This is a genomic window from Bradyrhizobium sp. USDA 372, from assembly GCF_053629095.1.
Genome location: NZ_JBRJHR010000001.1, coordinates 2380680 through 2398308 on the forward strand (window position 1 = coordinate 2380680; position 17629 = coordinate 2398308).

Here is a 17629-nt window from a genome sequence, read left to right on the forward strand (position 1 = left end):
TTAAGAGCCCGGTGCCGCGACCAAGCGGTCGGCGGCATCGAAGACGAAGACATCATTGGGATCGAGCACGGCATCGAGCATCTGGCCGGGCTCGAACTCATGCACGCCGTGCAGCACCGCAACCCAGTTCGATCCGTCGCGGGTCAAATGCACGAAGCTCTCCGAACCGGTGATCTCGGTCACCGTGACAGTGGCGTGGAAGGCGTGACGGTCGGCCTCGCCATTGGCAAGCCCGAGCTGATGGGCGCGGAAGCCGACGCGATAGAAGCCGTCGGGAAGTCCCGCATAAAGTCCGGACGCCGGTGCAGCGCTGCCGCCGGCATATTGAACCATGCCATCCCCCTTCTCGAGGCCCACCAGGTTGAGCGGCGGATCGGAGAACACCTGGGCGACACGCAGAGTCCGCGGGCGGCGATAGACGTTCGACGTCTCGCCCATCTGCAGTGCCTGGCCCTCCCACATGCACACCGTGTTGCCGCCGAGCAGCAGCGCCTCGGTCGGCTCGGTGGTGGCATAGACGAAGATCGCGCCCGAGGCCTCGAAGATGCGCGGCAGCTCGGCCCGCAGCTCCTCGCGCAGCTTGTAGTCGAGATTGGCGAGCGGCTCGTCGAGCAGCACGAGATCGGCGCCCTTGACCAGCGCGCGCGCGATCGCGGTGCGCTGCTGCTGACCGCCGGAGAGCTGGAGCGGCGTGCGCTTCAGGAACGGCTCGAGCCGCAGCAGCTTTGCCGCCTCCGCCACGCGCGCCTCGATTTCGTCGCGCGGCTTGCCCTGCACGCGCAGGGGCGAGGCGATGTTCTCGTAGACCGTCAGCGAGGGGTAGTTGATGAACTGCTGATAGACCATGGCGACCGAGCGCTGGCGCACATCGGCGCCGGTGACGTCCTTGCCGTTGACGAACACCTTGCCCGTGGTCGGCTTGTCGAGGCCGGCGAGCAACCGCATGATCGAGGTCTTGCCCGACAGCGTCGGCCCGAGCAGCACGTTGAGCGTGCCGCTCTCGAGCGTCAGCGAGACGTCGCGAATGTGCGGCACGCCCTCGACAGTCCGGGTCACGTGATCGAGTGTCACGGTCATGAGCGTCCTCCCGCTTCCAGCAGGGGACTTTGCGCCACCGCGTGGCTCCTGATCCAGTCGTCGAGGGCCGCGATCTCGTCGGCAGATAGTCGCAGGCCGAGCTTGGAACGGCGCCAGACCACGTCCTCGGCGGAGACGGCCCATTCGTTGGCCATGAGATAGCGGACCTCGCGCTCGGTCAGCGTGGCGCCAAAGGCCTGGCCGAGATCCGCTGCCGATTTCGCATCGCCGAGCAACTTGATGGCGCGGGTACCATAGGCGCGCGCCAGGCGCCGCGCATGCGCATGGCTGAGGAAGGGATAGCCGCGCTGCAGCTCGGCGATCAGGCCGTCGATGTCGGATACATTCATGTCGCCGCCCGGCAGCGGCCATTTGCCGGTCCAGCCCTCGCGCGCCTTCGCGCTGCGCAGATAGGGCGCAAGGCGCTCCAGCGCCTCCTCGGCGAGCCTGCGATAGGTCGTGATCTTGCCGCCATAGATCGACAGCAGCGGCACGCCGCCGGGCGTGTCGAGCTCGAACACGTAGTCGCGCGTGGCGGCCTTGGCCTCGCTGGCGCCGTCGTCATAGAGCGGGCGCACGCCGGAATAGGTCCAGACCACGTCGGCGGGCGCGACCGGCTTGGCCAGATATTCGCTCGCCGCCTTGCAGAGATATTCGATCTCCTCAGTCGTCGCCTTCACCTTGGCGGGATCGCCGTCATAGTCGCGGTCGGTGGTGCCGATCAACGTGAAGTCGTCCTGGTACGGGATCACGAAGATGATGCGGCCGTCGGCGTTCTGGAACATGTAGGCGCGGTCGTGGTCGTAGAGCTTCTTCACGACGATGTGCGAGCCCTGCACCAGGCGCACCTTGGCCTTCGCATTCACGCCGGCGCCGCGGCCGAGCACGTCCTCGACCCAGGGGCCGCCGGCATTGATCAGCGCCTTGGCCCGGATCTGCGAGCGCGCGCCAGTCAGCGTGTCGACCATGCTGACGGTCCAGAGGCCGTCCGACTGGCGAATCTCGGTGGCGCGGGTGCGGGTGCGGATCTCGGCCCCCTTGTCGGCGGCATCGCGCGCATTGAGCACGACGAGGCGGGCGTCGTCGACGAAGCAGTCCGAATATTCGAAGGCGCGGCTGTAGCGATTCGGGATCAGTGGCTTACCGACCTCATCGCGCTTGAGATCGACCGAGCGGGTCGCCGGCAGCAGGTGACGGCCGCCGATGTGATCATAGAGAAAGAGGCCAAGGCGCAGCAGCCAGGCCGGGCGCAGGCCGGCGTGATGCGGCAAAACGAAACGCAGGGGTCGGATGATGTGGGGCGCGATGCCCCAGAGGATCTCGCGCTCGATCAGCGCCTCGCGGACCAGCCGGAACTCGTAATATTCGAGATAGCGCAGGCCACCGTGCACGAGCTTGGTCGACCAGGACGATGTCCCGCTCGCCAGATCGTTCATTTCGCACAGGAAAACCGTGTTACCGCGGCCCACCGCGTCCCGCGCGATGCCGCAGCCGTTAACACCGCCTCCAATGATGGCGAGATCGAAAATACGCTCCAACAGACGCATCCCCCGGCGACCGCCCGTTCGTCGAGCGGTTACTTTCGCTTTTGATTAGATCACACCGGAAAACGAAAGCAAGATGAAAGAGAGGCGAAAGGAAGCGAAAGCGGAACTTTTCGGTGGGCAATGAGGCAGCGAAATCGGCAGGTGGACGGACAGATTTTGGGGCAAGTAGCTCGACCGAACGGCATCCAGGCACGGGCCAGTGGGCCGGCACGCCTTTGCACTTGTATGTAGCAACATTCCTACATAGCTTCCCAAGCGGAGCATGGCCACGGCTTGGAGGCTCAGACGATGGTGACCACCCTGACCAGCCGAGAATTCAATCAAGACACCAGCGGCGCCAAGAAAGCGGCATCGCAAGGACCCGTTTTCATTACAGACCGCGGCCGTCCAGCCCATGTCCTGCTGACCATCGAGGACTACTTGCGCCTGACCGGCGGACACATGAGCCTTGCGGAAGCTCTGGCGCAGACGAACGCGGATTTTGATTTCGATCCGCCTCGCGTGGACGAGGGCATCTTCAGGGCTGCTGATCTCGACTGATGTTCCTGCTGGACACCAATGTCATTTCCGAATTGAGGCGACCGGACAAGGCCGACCGGCACGTCGTTGCCTGGGCAGGCGCAATTCCGGCAGCAAACTTCTTCATCTCAGTCATTTCGATTCTCGAGATCGAACTTGGCGCACGCCTGATCGAACGCAGGGACGCAGCGCAAGGTGCCATCTTGCGCAGCTGGATCAACAGCCAGATTCTGGCTCGCTTCGAGGGTCGGATCCTGCCTATCGATACGGCTGTCGTGCAGCGTTGCGCACAACTTCACGTTCCCAACCCGCGCGCCGAACGCGACGCGCTCATTGCTGCAACCGCGCTAGTTCATGGTTTGACGGTTATTACGCGCAATGTAGAGGATTTCAAACCGACGGGCGTTGCGCTGCTCAACCCGTGGGACGACGCTTAGCCGCTATCTCAGCCGCACCACTGGCGCGGCTTCCGGTGCGGCGTCCTGGCCGTCGGTCGGCGCATCGTCGATATCCGCGCCCTTCGGCATCGCCTCGACCACTTCGATGCCCTTGCTGTGGCAGATGGTGGCGAGGCGCTCGGGCAGCTCCTGGTCGGTGACAAAGGTCTGGATCTGGGTGATGTGGGCGATGCGCACCGGCGCGCTGCGGCGAAGTTTTGTGGAATCGGCGACCAACATGACGCTGCGGGCATTGGCGATGATGGCCTGCGCCACCTGCACCTCGCGATAGTCGAAGTCGAGTAGCGCGCCCTCTTCGTCAATCGCGGACGCGCCGATGATGGCGTAGTCGACCTTGAACTGGCCGATCAGCTGCGTCGCGGTCGAGCCGACCACGGCGCCGTCGGCGCGCCGCACCGTGCCGCCGGCGACCACCACCTCGATGCGCGGATGGCGGTAGAGCAGCATCGCGACGTTGAGGTTGTTGGTGATGACGAGCAGGTCCTCATGCGAGGTCAGCGCGCTCGCGACCTCTTCCGTCGTGGTGCCGATGTTGATGAACAGCGAGCAGCCGTTCGGGATCAGCGAGGCGGCGGCCGCCCCGATCGCCTTCTTCTCGTCGGCGGCGACGAAGCGGCGCGCCTCATAGGCGAGGTTTTCCACGCCCGAGGCGATGATGGCGCCGCCATGGATGCGGGTCAGCGAACGCCGCTCACAGAGATCGTTGAGATCCTTGCGGATGGTCTGCGCCGACACCTCGAAGCGGCGCGCGAGCTCCTCGACCATGACGCGGCCGGAGGCGCGCGCGATGTTGAGGATTTCGGCTTGGCGATGGGTCAGTCCGGTCACGGCAAAGGCCTCACATCAGGATGATGCATGGTGCGGCGGTTCGCGCCTGCGGTCAATGCGGATGCCGATCACGGTTAACGGATGGAGGTTCTCACGACGCCATTTCTTACCACGCCATGACGCTTGCAAGACGTGCGATCAGGTCCGGATCGTCGAACGCGCTGGCGGAGGCGACCGCGCCTGCTCCAATCAGGTCAGCATGGCTGAGGCTGGTGCGGATGCCGACGGTCGGAATGCCGGCGGCCGTCGCGGACTGCACGCCGGTACGGGAGTCCTCGAATGCGATCGAGCTTTCCGGCCTCGCGCCGACGAAACGCAGCCCTTCCTGGTACGGTAGCGGATGCGGCTTGCCATGCGGCAGCTCGGCGCCGATCACGAGCGCCCTGAAACGATGCGTGATGCCAAGGCCGGAGAGCAGCAGCTCGGCATTGAGACGCGGCGCGTTGGTCACGGCGACCATGGGAATGCCGGCGCCATCGGCGCGGTCGAGCAGCGCCATCAGGCCCGGCAGCGGTGCGATCTGCCCGGCTACCAGGGTGCGGAAGACCTCCTCCTTCTCTTCGAGGATCAAGGCGCGCCGCTCCGGCGCCTCGTGGGGCAGAAAGCGATCGCCGATCGCGACATTGGCGAAGCCCTGCAGCTCGCGGGAGAAACGTGCGTGATCGAAGACGTGTCCGTGCGGGCCGAGCACCTGGTTGAAAGCCTTCAAGTGCAACGGGTCGGTGTCGGCGAGCGTGCCGTCGATGTCGAACAACAACGCCCGGCCCGTTCCATCGTGTTTGGTCTCGATCATTTCCGTACTTTCCCAAATGCGCGACGCATCGATGCGGAAGGCGTATCAATACGGCCTCGATCGCGCAATGACGCATCCACATGACCGGCAGGTGACGCTCGACAAAGCCGCGCGCGACTGCAACACTGGCCACAAGATCAAAAAGGAGGAAACGATGACGATCAACCGACGCGATCTGGCTCTCTCGACTCTCGCCGTCTCCGCGCTTGCGTTCGCGACGCCGGCGCTCGCCGCTTCGGCAGACGAGGAAGCCGTGGCGAAGAGGGTCGATGCCTTCCGCCTCGCCCAGATCGCGGCCGATCCCAAGGCGCTCGGCGCGCTGTGCGCGGAGGAGCTGAGCTACAGCCATTCCAGCGGCAAGGTCGAGGACAAGGCGACATTCGTCGCCAACGCGACCGACGGCAAGGCGAAGTTTCTGTCAATCGAATACAAGGATCCCACCATCAAGGTCGTCGGCCCCGCAGCGATCGTGCGTTTCCACTGGCTGGGCGAGCAGGAGATGGCGGCCGATGGGAAAAAAGTATCGACCAACCTTCACATCCTGATGAACTGGCAGAAGCAGGGCGACGAGTGGAAGCTGTTGTCGCGGGCGGCGACGAAGTTGTGATGACTTATTACCCTCTCCCCTTGTGGGAGAGGGTGGCTCGCCGCGCAGCGGCGAGACGGGTGAGGGGTCTCTCTCCGCGAGCCACCCTTCACATGTGAGCTTGCTGAAGCAACCCCTCATCCGGCGCTTTGCGCCACCTTCTCCCACAAGGGGAGAAGGGGCAGCGGTGCGCTCGGCAAAAAATTCCGACCACGCCTCGCGCGTCGAAATCACCGGCGGTAGGTGCTTACGCCGCCTCCTTCACATCGCCGTTCACCAGCCTGCGCGCGGCGCGCTCGGCTTCGCGGGCGTTGCGGAAGAGCTGGCCTTCGAGACGGTTGAAGCGGTGCGACGAGGCGAAGAAGCAGTAGCCTCCAGAAGAACGAACGACGATACCTGCGGTCTGCGAATCGACTTCGATGATGTAGCTGTCCGGCATAGTCCGTGGATTCCTCAGTGCGGGCAAACAACGGTGCTCCTGCCCAAAGGTTCCCTAGGCATTTGCGGCCGTTTCCACCCCGAATCGACACGCAATTGAGTACGCCGGGACCTCATCCGTTTTATGACTGGTTCTTGGCGAAGCCGCGACGAGGTGACTTGCTCGTGCCGCGTTTTGCGGCGCTGCAAAGCTCGCAAGATGAGGCAGAGCGCCGCGCGCGATTACGTCGCGATCGGCGGATCGTTTCGCTGGATCGCCTGCGGACGGCCGTGGTCGTCGATCGAGACGTAGGTGAAATGACCGTCGGTGACGAGGAACGGATGCAGCTCCTTGCGCCGCAATGCCCAGGCCTCGAGATGCACGGTCAGTGAGGTGCGCCCAACACGCACGAGATTGGCATAGACCGAGACGAGATCGCCGACATAGACCGCTTTGCGAAAATTCATCGCCTCGATCGCGACCGTCACGGTGCGCGACCGCGCAACCTTCGAGGCGAACACGCCGCCGCCGACGTCCATCTGACTGAGCAGCCAGCCGCCGAAGATGTCGCCGTTGGCATTGGTGTCGGCCGGCATCGCCAGCGTGCGGATGCAGAGATCGCCGCTCGGCCCGGTCGTGGCTTGCTCGTTCATGCCCCTCTCACGCGAGATTGCTCACTTGAAATTGTCCCAGCCCGGATCGGGCGCGAAACGCGCGCCGAATCGTTCAGCCAGCGCGCGAAGAGTGGATACAATGTTTTCGACGCCACGCGTGCGCGCATAGTTCAGCGGACCGCCGCGGAACGGTGCATAACCGGTGCCGAAGATCATGGCGCCGTCGATTGCATCGGCATCGTCGACGATGCCTTCGCGCAAGCACGCGACGCAGACGTTGGACATCGGCAGCACCAGGCGGTCGATCATCTGGTCAGTGACGCGCGGACCGGTCTGCGGCAACGGCGTCTTCTCCGCCTTGCCGTCCTTCCAGGTGTAAAAACCCTTGCCGGTCTTGCGGCCGAGCTCGCCCTTGGTGACCTTCTCGCGCAGCCAGGCCGGCGTCGGCGGCAGGAGATCGCCGAACTTGGTGCGCAGCATGTCGCCGACGTCGAGGCAGATATCGAGCCCGACCTGATCGGCCAGCTCGATCGGTCCCATCGGCATGCCGAACTGCTCGGCCGCAGCGTCGATCAGGCGTTGGTCCGTCTTCTCGTCCAGCATCACCATCGCTTCCAGCATGTAGGGCGTCAACGCGCGGTTGACGAGGAAGCCGGGCGAGCTCTTCACGGCGAGCGGCAGGCGGTCGATGGCGCCGACGAAGGCGAGCGCCTCTTTAAGTACTTGTGTATCGTTGCCGTCATGGCTGACGACCTCGACCAGCTGCAGCCGCGACACCGGGTTGAAGAAATGCAGGCCGACCAGCCGCTCCGGCCGCGCCAGCGTCGTGCGCAGGTCCTGGAGCGGAATGCTCGACGTGTTGGTCGCGAGGATCGCGCCGGGCTTCATCTGCGGCTCGAGCCCGGCATAGACCTTCTGCTTCAGCTCCAGCTTCTCCGGCACCGCCTCGATGATGAGATCGGCGTTGCGGACGCCCTCGCCGTCCATGTCGGGGATCAGGCGATCGAGCGCGTCGCGCACGTCGGTGGGCTTGCGGATGATCTTGCCGTAGAGGTCAGCCGCGCGTTTGACTGCGCCCGCGATCGGCTCCGGCTTCATGTCGGCGAGCGAGACGCGAAAGCCCTGCCCCGCACACCAGGCCGCGATGTCGCCGCCCATGGCGCCGGCGCCGATGACGTGGACCTGCTTCACCGTGCTAGCGGAGCCTGCCGCCTTCTTCATCTGCTCGCGCAGGAAGAAGACGCGGATCAGGTTCTGCGCGGTCGGCGTCACCATCAGCTTGGCGAACGAGGCCTGCTCGGCCTTCAGCATCGCGGACTTGCTGCCGCCGTGGGTCTCCCAGAGATCGATCAGCGCATAGGGCGCGGGATAATGCTCGCGCGATGCAGCCTTCGCGGCCTCCGCGCGCATGCGCTTGGCCAGCAGGCCGCGCAACGGCCCGAGATTGGCGGCGCGCGTCAGCAGACCGGGCTTGGCCCGCTTCAGACGGCCGAACAGCGCATCCTTCACCGCGCCCTGGACGTGGCGCTCCTGCGTCACGGTGTCGACGAAGCCGAGCGCCTTGGCGCGGCGCGCGTCGATGGTGCGGCCGGTCAGCATCAGCGCCATCGACTGGGTCGGATTGACCAGCGCGGTGAACCGGGCGGTGCCGCCGAGACCAGGATGCAGGCCGAGCATCACCTCCGGGAAGCCGAAACGCGCCCCCTCGATGGCGATGCGCGCCTGGCAGGCCAGCGCCACCTCGAGCCCGCCGCCGAGGCAGAAGCCGTGAATGACCGCGACCGTCGGCAGTTTTAGCGCTTCCAGATGGTCGACCACCGCGTGCGCGGCGCGGATGCGCGTCTCGACCATGTCGGGATCGGACGCGCCGCGGAATTCGTTGACATCCGCGCCGGCAATGAAGCCCGACGGCTTTGCCGAGCGAATGACGAGACCGGCGGGGCGCTCGGTCTCGATCGCCGCGAGCACGGCGTCGAACTCCTCCATCACGTCGGACGAGAGCGTGTTAGCGCTGGCATCAGCGCGGTCGAACAGCAGCCAGGCGACACCATCCGAATCGCGCGTCAGCTTGAAGTGCTTGTAGGGACCATCCGGTGCGGGCCGCGGCCCGAGCTCCAGCACGCGGCCGCCGAGCGCGGTCATGATCTTGGAATCCATGGTCACACCGCCTCGATCAGCATGGCGCCACCGAGCCCGCCGCCGATGCATTCGGTGGCAATTCCGCGCCGCGTGCCGAGGCGCTTCATCGCATTGACGAGATGCAGCACGATGCGATTGCCGGAGGTGCCGACGGGATGGCCGAGCGAGATCGCGCCGCCGTCGACGTTCAGCCTCTCGCGGTCGATCTCGCCGGCGGCACCATCGAGCCGCAATATTTCGCGGCAGAACTTGTCGTCGTTCCAGGCGGCGAGACAGCCGAGCACTTGCGTTGCGAAGGCCTCGTTCAGCTCCCAGGTCTCGACGTCCTTGATGGTGAGGTCGTTGCGCTTGAGCAGCGGCGTCACCGACATCACCGGACCGAGCCCCATGATGCTGGGATCGAGCGCGGCCCAATGGCTGTCGACGATGACGGCTTTTGGCGTCAGCTTGTGCTTTGCCACGGCGGCGTCGGAGGCAAGGATCACCCAGGACGCACCGTCGGTGATCTGGGAGGAATTGCCGGCCGTGACCTGGCCCCACGGCCGCTCGAACACCGGCCGGAGCTTGGCGAGCGTCTCGGCCGTCGAGTCCGGGCGCACGCCGTCGTCGTGGTCGAAGAACTTGCCGTCGCGGGAGAACGCAGTCTCGACCTCGCCCTTCAGATAACCCGCGCTTTGCGCATGCGCGAGCCGGCGATGGCTTTCGGCGGCATAGGCATCCGACTGCGCGCGGGTGATGCCGAAGAGATGGCCGACGACCTCGGCGGTCTGACCCATGTTCAGCTCGGTGACGGGATCAGTCAGGCCGCGCTCGAGGCCGATGATCGGCTTGAGATCGCGCGGCCTCAGCTTGAACGCTGAGGCAACCTTCGCGGCAACGCCCTTGGCAGTGGCAAGACCGGCGAACCAGCGCACGCCGGAATTCGGCCAGACCAGCGGCGCGTGGCTCAAGGCCTCGGTGCCTCCAGCCAAAATCATGTCGGCATGGCCTTCGCGGATATAGCGGTAGGCGGAGTCGATCGACTGCATGCCCGAGCCGCAATTGATCTGCACGGTGAAGGCCACCATGTCCTCGCCCATGCCGAGCCGGAGCGCCGCGACGCGGGCCGGATTCATCTCGTCCGCGATCACGTTGACGCAGCCGAGGATGACCTGGTCGAACTCATCGGGAGCGAACGGCTGGCGCGCCAGCAGCGGCCGTCCGCACTGCACGGCGAGATCGACCGGCGTGAACGGCCCGGGCCCAGAACGCGCCTTCAGGAACGGCGTCCGGCTGCCGTCGACGATAAATACCGGTCGTGCCATCAGCTCGCCGCCCTCTGCTCACCGAGTTCCTGGAAGAACTGATGCACATTGACGGTTTTCTTGTAAATCGGCGACAGCGCCTCCGGCGCAAAATCGTCGACCTCTATCACTTTTGTGACGGCTTCATGAGCTGCAGCAAGCTGCTCGCCCTCAGCCTGGGTGACCACGCCCTTGCTGACGGCCTCCTTCCAGTCGCGGATATGCGCAGCACGCATGCGCCTGGCGATCGCATCTGTCGCCGCGACCAGCTTGAACGCGCGCTCCAGCCGGGCAAAGCCGCCGTCGTCATCGACATGAGCGAGATCCGGGGTGAGGCGCTCACGTGCCGCCGACGGCTCCAGCACGATGGCAGCGCATTGGTGCACGACGCGATCGGACGGGCCGAGCACGCGGGCGCCGAACGGCTGGACCACGAGCTTGAGGAGGCCGGCGACGAAGCGGTTCGGCAAATTGGCCAGGATTTCGGCAAGCCGATTCTCGATGGTTTTGAGCCCGGTCGCCATGCACCATTCCAGCGCCGCGAAATCCTCCTTCTGCCGCCCCTCGTCCTGCCAGCGCTTCAGCGCGGCCGAGAGCAGGTAGAGCTCGGACAGGATGTCGCCGAAGCGGGCCGACAGCATCTCCTTGCGCTTGAGCGCGCCGCCGAGCGTCAGCAGCGCCATGTCGGCGCAGAACGCAAACGCCGCGGAGTAGCGCGAGAGCTGGCGGTAGAAAGGCGTGGCGTCGCCCGCATCCGGCGCCGGCGCGAAGGCGCCAAAGGTCCAGCTCCGGCCGAAGGCGCGGAATAGGGTCCGGAAACTGTGGGCGACATGCTTCCAGAACGTCTTGTCGAACGCGCTGAGGCCGCGCTCGCGATCGGTATCGGCGAGCGCATTCATCTCGTCGAGCAGGTAAGGATGGGCGCGGATCGCTCCTTGCCCGAACACGATGAGATTGCGGGTCAGGATATTGGCTCCCTCCACGGTGATGCCGACCGGCACGGCGCGGTGGAGATTGCCGAGATAGTTTTGCGGACCGTCGATCACGGCCTTGCCGCCATGGATGTCCATGGCGTCGTCGATCGCGGTGCGCATCCGCGCGGTCGCGTGCAGCTTCATGATGCCGGAGATGACGGCGGGATGGACGCCGGCATTGAGCGCCGCGCAGGTCAGCCGGCGCGCCGCGTCGAGCTGATAGGCGGTGGCGACGATGCGCGCGAGCGGCTCCTCGACGCCTTCGAACTTGGAGATCGAGATTCCGAACTGCTCGCGGATGCGGGCATAGGCGCCGGTGGTGCGCGCCGCATAGGCGGCGCCGGCCGCCGACAGTGACGGCAGCGAGATGCCGCGGCCGGCGGCGAGCGCGGTCATCAGCATCTTCCAGCCCTGCCCCAGGCGCTCCTTCCCGCCGATGACATAGTCGAGCGGAATGAAGACGTCGCGACCCCAGTTCGGGCCGTTCTGAAAGACCTGCATCGAGGGCAGGTGGCGCTGCCCGATCTCGACGCCGGGCAAGTTCGTCGGGATCAGTGCCACGGTGATGCCGAGCTCTTCCTGGCCCCCGACGAGATGATCGGGATCATAGGCCTTGAAGGCAAGGCCCAGCAGCGTCGCGACCGGACCGAGCGTGATGTAGCGCTTGTGCCAGTTGAGGCGGAGGCCGACGACCTCGCGCCCCTCGAATTCGCCCTTGCAGATGATGCCGGTATCGACCATCGAGGCGGCATCCGAGCCGGCTTCCGGGCTGGTGAGTCCGAAGCAGGGAATCTCGCGTCCGTCGGCGAGCCGCGGCAGCCAGCGCTGCTGCTGCTCGTGCGTGCCGAAGCGCATCAGGAGCTCGCCGGGGCCGAGCGAGTTCGGCACCATCACGGTGACCGCGACCGCGATCGAGCGGGTCGAGATCTTGCGTACGACTTCCGAATGCGCGTAGGGCGAGAAGCCGAGGCCGCCGAACTCCTTCGGAATGATCATGCCGAAGAACTTTTCGCGCTTGACGAAGTGCCAGACGTCCTGCGGCAGGTCGCGCGTTTCCCAGAAAATCTTCCACTCGTCGAGCATGGCACAGAGCTCGTCGACGGGGCCACTCAGGAACGCCCGTTCCTCGTCCGTCAGCCTCGCCTGCGGGACCTTCAGCAGCTTCGACCAATCAGGGTTGCCGGTGAAGAGATCGGCATCCCACCAGACGTCGCCCGCCTCCAGCGCCTCCCGCTCGGTGTCGGACATCGCCGGCAGCACGCCGCGCGCCCAGGAGAAGATCGGCTTTGTGATGGTGTCGCGGCGGAAGCTCATGGCGGACCTCATGCATCGGCGCGGGTATCGGGCATTTTAGCGGAAAGTGGCCGGGGTGCGTGAACACTTCGCGGGCAAAAACAAGCGAATTGACGCGGCCGGGCGGCCGCCCAGGCGATAACGGCCGGGGCGTGGGGACAGTTCCGGGAGGGGGTTTGCGGCAATGTCTCTCAGCTCATTCCGGGGCGCGCCTCTTGGCGCGAGCTACGGTGCGCAATTGCGCACCTGAGAATCCATACTCCCGATGGTGGTTATGGATTCCGGGCTCGACGCTACGCGTCGCCCCGGAATGACGAAGTGACCTAATCCGGCCGGACCATCTCGAACATGTTTTCCGGCTTGATCTCGAAGTAATCGCCGCGCCGGCCGGCGCGGACGATGGGGCGGGCGGCGGCGGTCTGGTAGACGCCGTCCTTGATCAAGGCCTTGTCGATGTGGACGGCGACGACTTCGCCGAGCGTCAGCCAGGCATCGGCCTCCTTGCCGTCGGCGCCCTTGAGGCGGACGATGTCGGAGACCTTGCACTCGAAGGCGACGGGGCTCTCAGCCACGCGCGGGACATTGACGACCTTGCCGGGCACGGCCGTGAGCCCCGCGACCTCGAACTCGTCGACCTCCGGCGCCAGATGCGCCGCGGTCGCGTTCATGTGCTTGGCGAGATCCATCGTGGTGAGATTCCAGACGAACTCGCGGGTCTGCTCCATGTTCGCCACCGTGTCCTTCCAGTTGGTGGAGGAGAAGCCGATGATCGGCGGCACATAGCAGAACGCGTTGAAGAAGCTGTAGGGCGCGAGGTTGACGTGGCCCCTGGCGTCGCGCGAGGAGATCCAGCCGATCGGCCGCGGCGCGATGATGGCGTTGAAGGGATCGTGCTTGAGGCCGTGGCCCTTGGAGGGCTCGTAGAAGTACAGGTCTTTGTCGGTCACGCGCTGTTTCCTTCCCGTCATTGCGAGCGCAGCGAAGCAATCCAGAATCCCTCCGCGGAGACAGTCTGGATTGCTTCGTGGAGCCTGTCATCGGGCCGCGCTTCGCGCGGACCCGTTGGCTCGCAATGACGGAGTTTGTGGGTCCGTCCCGGCCCGCCTCCGGCGGTCATGCCGGGGCGATCAGTCTGCTTATAGGAGCAAACGCCCCCGCCCGTCAGTGGCGTGGCGACAGACCCGCGATGACGAAATCGATCATCTGGTCGATGGTCGGGCCCGGCTTGGTGGCGCACTGGGCGATCATCTGGGGATGGAAGAAGCGAATCATCGCGGTGCAGGCGCACAGCGAGGCCAGTTGCAGGTCGGGCGCCTCGAACTCGCCGGAGGCGACGCCTTGCGCGATCATCTGGCCGATGACGCCGGCGATGCACTCCATATGGGCGACGCAGACGTCCCAGTCCTCCTCCATCGCGATCGCGACCATCTCGTGCAGCTTGTTGTCGCCGACATAGCGCTCGGTGTTCATGCGATTGATGGTGGTGAGCAGCTCGCGGAAGCGCTCCTTGACCGGACCGGGCTTTGCCACGATCCGCTGCGCCTCCAGCTCGACCTCGCCCATCAGGCCCCGCGCCACCGCCTGATGGATCGCCTTCTTCGATTCGAAGAAGCGATACACGTTGGCGGGGCTCATCCTGAGCTCCTTGGCGATGTCGCCGACCGTCGTCTTCTGGTAGCCGATCTGGCGGAACAGCCGCTCGGCCACCTCGAGGATGCGATCCCGGGTGTCGACTTCGATATGTTCCGAAACAAGGGCCATCAGTCAGGACTCGTTGGTCAGCAGTCTTCTCATCTATTCAGCCGCTTCGGCAAGCGGAATTGCGTGCGGGTCATCGCTCCCATGCTGCGGCGCGGCAGGCTGCTCGGGCGTTCCGGCCTCGTCCAGGCTCTTGCGGAACCACAGGGCGTAGAGGCCCGGCAGGTACAGGAGCGTCAGGAAGGTCGCGACGAACAGGCCGCCCATGATGGTGATCGCCATCGGGCCCCAGAAGGCCGAGCGCGACAGCGGTATCATGGCGAGAATGGCGGCGAGCGCCGTCAGCACCACCGGTCGGGCACGACGGACGGTCGCCTCAACGATCGCCTCGCGCCGGGTCAGGCCGTGGCTGACGTCGGTCTCGATCTGGTCGACCAGGATGACCGCGTTGCGCATGATCATGCCGGCGAGCGCGATCAGGCCGAGCAGCGCCACAAAGCCGAACGGGGCGTTGGCGACGTTGAGGCCGAGCGAGGCACCGACGATGCCGAGCGGCGCGGTCAGGAACACCAGGATCAGGCGTGAGAAGCTCTGCAGCTGGATCATCAGCAGCGTCAGCATCACCATGACCATCACCGGGAAGAGGATGAAGATCGAGGCGTTGCCCTTGGCGGATTCCTCGAACGCGCCGCCCGGCTCGATCCGGTAGGCCGGCTCGAGGTGATCCTTGATCGCCTTCAGCTTCGGCGTGATCTGGTTGGTGACGTCGGGCGCCTGCACGCCGTCGACGACGTCGGAGCGCACGGTGATCGCCATGTCGCGGTTGCGCCGCCACATGATCGGCTCCTCGTGGGCATATTCGATTCGAGCGATCTGCTGCAGCGGCACGGCGACGCCATTGCGCGAGGTGATGGTGAGATCGCCGACGCCGCCGAGATCGAGACGCTCGGACGGGATCGCACGGGCGACCACGCCGACCTTCTCGATGCCGTCGCGCACGGTGGTGACCTGCGAGCCCGAGATCAGCATCGCCAGCGCCTGCGAGACGTCCTGCGGGGTCAGGCCCATGGCGCGGGCGCGGTCCTGGTCGACGACGAGCTTCAGGTAAGGTGACTGCTCGTTCCAGTCGAGCTGGACGTCCTTGACGCTCTTGTTCTCCCGCATGACGTCGCGGACCTGGTAGGCGATCTCGCGGACCTTGTTGGCATCCGGGCCGATCACGCGGAACTGGACGGGGAAGCCGACCGGCGGGCCGAAATTGAAGCGGTCGACGCGCACGCGCGCCTCGGTCAGGAAGCCCTCGGCAGCCGCGGTCTCGATCTTGGCCTTGATGCGCTCGCGCGCCTCGACGCCCTTGGCGACGATGACGATTTCGGCAAAGGCCTCGTTCGGAAGCTGCGGGTTGAGGCCGAGCCAGAAGCGCGGCGAGCCCTGGCCGACATAGGCGGTATAGGTCTCGATGTCCTTGTCGTCCTTGAGCAGCGTCTCGGCCTTCTTCACCGCCTTTTCGGTGACGTTGAAGGCGGTGCCCTCGGGCAGGCGCAGCTGCAGGAACAGCTCGGGCCGCTCCGACAGCGGGAAGAACTGCTGCTGGACATGGCCAAACCCGACGATCGAGGCGACGAAGACGCCGACGGTCGCGACCACCACGGTGATGCGGTGGTTGACGCACCATTGCACGATGGCGCGCAGGCCGCGGTACATGCGGGTCTCGTAGACCGCATGCGGATCATGGTTGTGGTGGGCCTTCATTTCGGGCAGCAGCTTGACGCCGATATAGGGCGTGAAGATCACCGCCACGAACCAGGAGGCGACCAGCGCGATCGCCACGATCCAGAAGATGCTGCCGGCATATTCGCCGACCGCGGAATTGGCAAAGCCGATGGGGAGGAAGCCAGCGGCCGTGACCAGCGTTCCCGTGAGCATCGGAAACGCAGTAGATTCCCAGGCAAAGGACGCCGCGCGCATGCGGTCCCAGCCCTGCTCCATCTTCACCACCATCATCTCGACCGCGATGATGGCGTCGTCGACGAGCAGGCCGAGCGCGATGATCAGCGCGCCGAGCGTGATGCGGTGCAGGTCGAGCGACATCGTGTTCATGACGACGAAGACGATGCCGAGCACCAAGGGCACCGACAGCGCGACCACGATGCCGGTGCGCCAGCCGAGCGCCAGGAACGAGACGAACAGGACGATGACGAGCGCTTCCATGAAGGAATGCACGAACTCGCCGACGGCGTGCTCGACTACCTTGGGCTGGTCGGCGATCAGCCTGACGTCGACGCCCTGCGGCACCGACTTCATGAAGTCGGCCGTCGCCTTCTCGACCTGCTTGCCGAGCTCGAGGATGTTGGCGCCCTTGGCGGTGACGACGCCGATGCCGATGGCGGGCTTGCCTTCCTGGCGCACGACGAAGCTCGGCGGATCGACATAGCCGTGGGTGACGGTGGCGATATCGCCGAGACGGAACACGCGGCCGTTGCTCTCGACCGGCGTTTCGGCGACGGCCTTGGCACCGTCGAGCGCGCCGGTGACGCGCAGCGGCACGCGCTGCGAGGAGGTCTCGACCGTGCCGGCCGGGGTCACGTTGTTCTGCTTGGCGAGCGAATCGAACAGGGCCTGCGGCGTGATGCCGAGCGTGGCGAGCTTGGCATGGCTGAATTCGACGAAGATGCGCTCATCCTGGTTGCCGTAGACGTCAACCTTGGTCACGCCGGGCACCTTGAGCAGGCGCTGGCGAAAGCCTTCGGAGACCTTCTTGAGCTGGGCATAGTCGGCGCCGTCGCCGGTCATCATGTAGAGGATGGAATCGACATCGGAGAACTCGTCGTTGACGACGGGCCCGAGGATGCCGGAGGGCAGCTGGCCCTGCACGTCGACCAGCTTCTTGCGCAGCAGATAGAAGAGGTACGGCACGTCCTTCGGCGGCGTCGAATCGCGGAAGGTGACCTGGAGCGCGGTGAAGGCGGGCTTGGAATAGGTCTGCACCTTCTCGAAATAGGGCAGCTCCTGGATCTTCTTCTCGATGGGATCGGCGACCTGGGTCTGCATTTCCTGCGCGGTCGCGCCGGGCCAGATCACGGAGACGTTGACCACCTTCACCGTGAAGAACGGGTCCTCAGCACGCCCGAGCTTCTCGTAGGAGAAGAAGCCGGCGACGCCGAGCACGAGCATCAGGAAGAGCACCAGCGTCGGATGGCTGACGGCCCAGGCCGAAAGGTTGAAGCGCTTCATCGCACTCTCCGAAAGACGATCCAGTTGCAAACAACGACAGCCGCTTTGCTCGAACCGTCGTGGCGAGGCAGCGAAGCAATCCAGGGGGCTGGGCAGGTTCTGGATCGCTTCGCCGCTTCAGCCTTTGCTTAGGGACAACGGCCGAAACTCACCTCACACGACAAACTC

The 17629-nt window shown here is 65.4% G+C and carries 15 protein-coding genes; 3 read left to right on the forward strand and 12 right to left on the reverse strand.

Annotation, left to right across the window (positions count from 1 at the left end; all coding sequences use genetic code 11):
- Positions 1 to 1077 (reverse strand): ABC transporter ATP-binding protein, encoded by a 1077-nt coding sequence (locus AB7M16_RS11420; protein WP_212259020.1) that lies wholly within the window; start codon positions 1075 to 1077, stop codon positions 1 to 3.
- Positions 1074 to 2624: a glycerol-3-phosphate dehydrogenase gene (gene glpD, locus AB7M16_RS11425; protein ID WP_439364367.1), complete on the reverse strand. Its 1551-nt coding sequence runs from the start codon at positions 2622 to 2624 to the stop codon at positions 1074 to 1076. Before glpD ends, AB7M16_RS11420 begins: the two co-directional genes overlap by 4 nt.
- Positions 2625 to 2912: 288 nt before the next feature.
- Between glpD and AB7M16_RS11430 the strand changes: the two genes are divergently transcribed.
- On the forward strand, positions 2913 to 3164 hold the full coding sequence (locus AB7M16_RS11430; protein WP_197949300.1) for a type II toxin-antitoxin system prevent-host-death family antitoxin: 252 nt from the start codon (positions 2913 to 2915) through the stop codon (positions 3162 to 3164).
- Positions 3164 to 3580, forward strand: coding sequence for a PIN domain-containing protein (locus tag AB7M16_RS11435; RefSeq protein WP_453943943.1), 417 nt, complete (start codon positions 3164 to 3166; stop codon positions 3578 to 3580). The genes AB7M16_RS11430 and AB7M16_RS11435 overlap by 1 nt, the downstream gene beginning before the upstream one ends.
- A 3-nt stretch (positions 3581 to 3583) precedes the next feature.
- Here AB7M16_RS11435 and AB7M16_RS11440 read toward each other — a convergent pair whose 3' ends face one another.
- Complete coding sequence (locus AB7M16_RS11440; RefSeq protein WP_172785859.1) at positions 3584 to 4429, reverse strand: DeoR/GlpR family DNA-binding transcription regulator; 846 nt, start codon at positions 4427 to 4429, stop codon at positions 3584 to 3586.
- Between the two features lie 106 nt (positions 4430 to 4535).
- The gene (locus AB7M16_RS11445) at positions 4536 to 5222 is read right to left on the reverse strand and encodes an HAD family hydrolase (RefSeq protein WP_453943944.1); all 687 of its coding nucleotides are present in this window, start codon (positions 5220 to 5222) and stop codon (positions 4536 to 4538) included.
- Positions 5223 to 5376: 154 nt separating this feature from the next.
- Between AB7M16_RS11445 and AB7M16_RS11450 the strand changes: the two genes are divergently transcribed.
- The gene (locus tag AB7M16_RS11450) at positions 5377 to 5829 is read left to right on the forward strand and encodes a nuclear transport factor 2 family protein (RefSeq protein ID WP_453947164.1); all 453 of its coding nucleotides are present in this window, start codon (positions 5377 to 5379) and stop codon (positions 5827 to 5829) included.
- Between the two features lie 226 nt (positions 5830 to 6055).
- Here the strand turns inward: AB7M16_RS11450 and AB7M16_RS11455 are convergent, their stop codons facing one another.
- The 8 genes from AB7M16_RS11455 to AB7M16_RS11490 all read right to left on the reverse strand — a co-directional run bounded on the left by AB7M16_RS11455 (position 6056) and on the right by AB7M16_RS11490 (position 17461).
- Positions 6056 to 6247, reverse strand: coding sequence for a hypothetical protein (locus AB7M16_RS11455; protein WP_036013862.1), 192 nt, complete (start codon positions 6245 to 6247; stop codon positions 6056 to 6058).
- A gap of 221 nt (positions 6248 to 6468) precedes the next feature.
- Positions 6469 to 6879 (reverse strand): acyl-CoA thioesterase, encoded by a 411-nt coding sequence (locus AB7M16_RS11460; protein WP_027577195.1) that lies wholly within the window; start codon positions 6877 to 6879, stop codon positions 6469 to 6471.
- A gap of 21 nt (positions 6880 to 6900) precedes the next feature.
- On the reverse strand, positions 6901 to 8997 hold the full coding sequence (locus AB7M16_RS11465) for a 3-hydroxyacyl-CoA dehydrogenase NAD-binding domain-containing protein (RefSeq protein ID WP_453943945.1): 2097 nt from the start codon (positions 8995 to 8997) through the stop codon (positions 6901 to 6903).
- A 2-nt stretch (positions 8998 to 8999) separates the two neighbouring features.
- Positions 9000 to 10283, reverse strand: a complete 1284-nt coding sequence (locus AB7M16_RS11470; RefSeq protein ID WP_453943946.1) for an acetyl-CoA C-acetyltransferase — start codon at positions 10281 to 10283, stop codon at positions 9000 to 9002.
- Positions 10283 to 12550 carry an acyl-CoA dehydrogenase gene (locus AB7M16_RS11475; RefSeq protein WP_453943947.1) on the reverse strand — a complete coding sequence of 756 codons (2268 nt, stop codon included), beginning with the start codon at positions 12548 to 12550 and terminating at the stop codon, positions 10283 to 10285. Before AB7M16_RS11475 ends, AB7M16_RS11470 begins: the two co-directional genes overlap by 1 nt.
- A gap of 302 nt (positions 12551 to 12852) precedes the next feature.
- On the reverse strand, positions 12853 to 13476 hold the full coding sequence (locus AB7M16_RS11480) for a flavin reductase family protein (RefSeq protein WP_172785854.1): 624 nt from the start codon (positions 13474 to 13476) through the stop codon (positions 12853 to 12855).
- Positions 13477 to 13690: 214 nt separating this feature from the next.
- Entirely contained in the window at positions 13691 to 14290 is a 600-nt protein-coding gene (locus AB7M16_RS11485) for a TetR/AcrR family transcriptional regulator (protein ID WP_212259013.1), read from the reverse strand.
- Positions 14291 to 14323: 33 nt separating this feature from the next.
- On the reverse strand, positions 14324 to 17461 hold the full coding sequence (locus AB7M16_RS11490; protein ID WP_439401316.1) for an efflux RND transporter permease subunit: 3138 nt from the start codon (positions 17459 to 17461) through the stop codon (positions 14324 to 14326).
- Between the last annotated feature and the right edge of the window lie 168 nt (positions 17462 to 17629).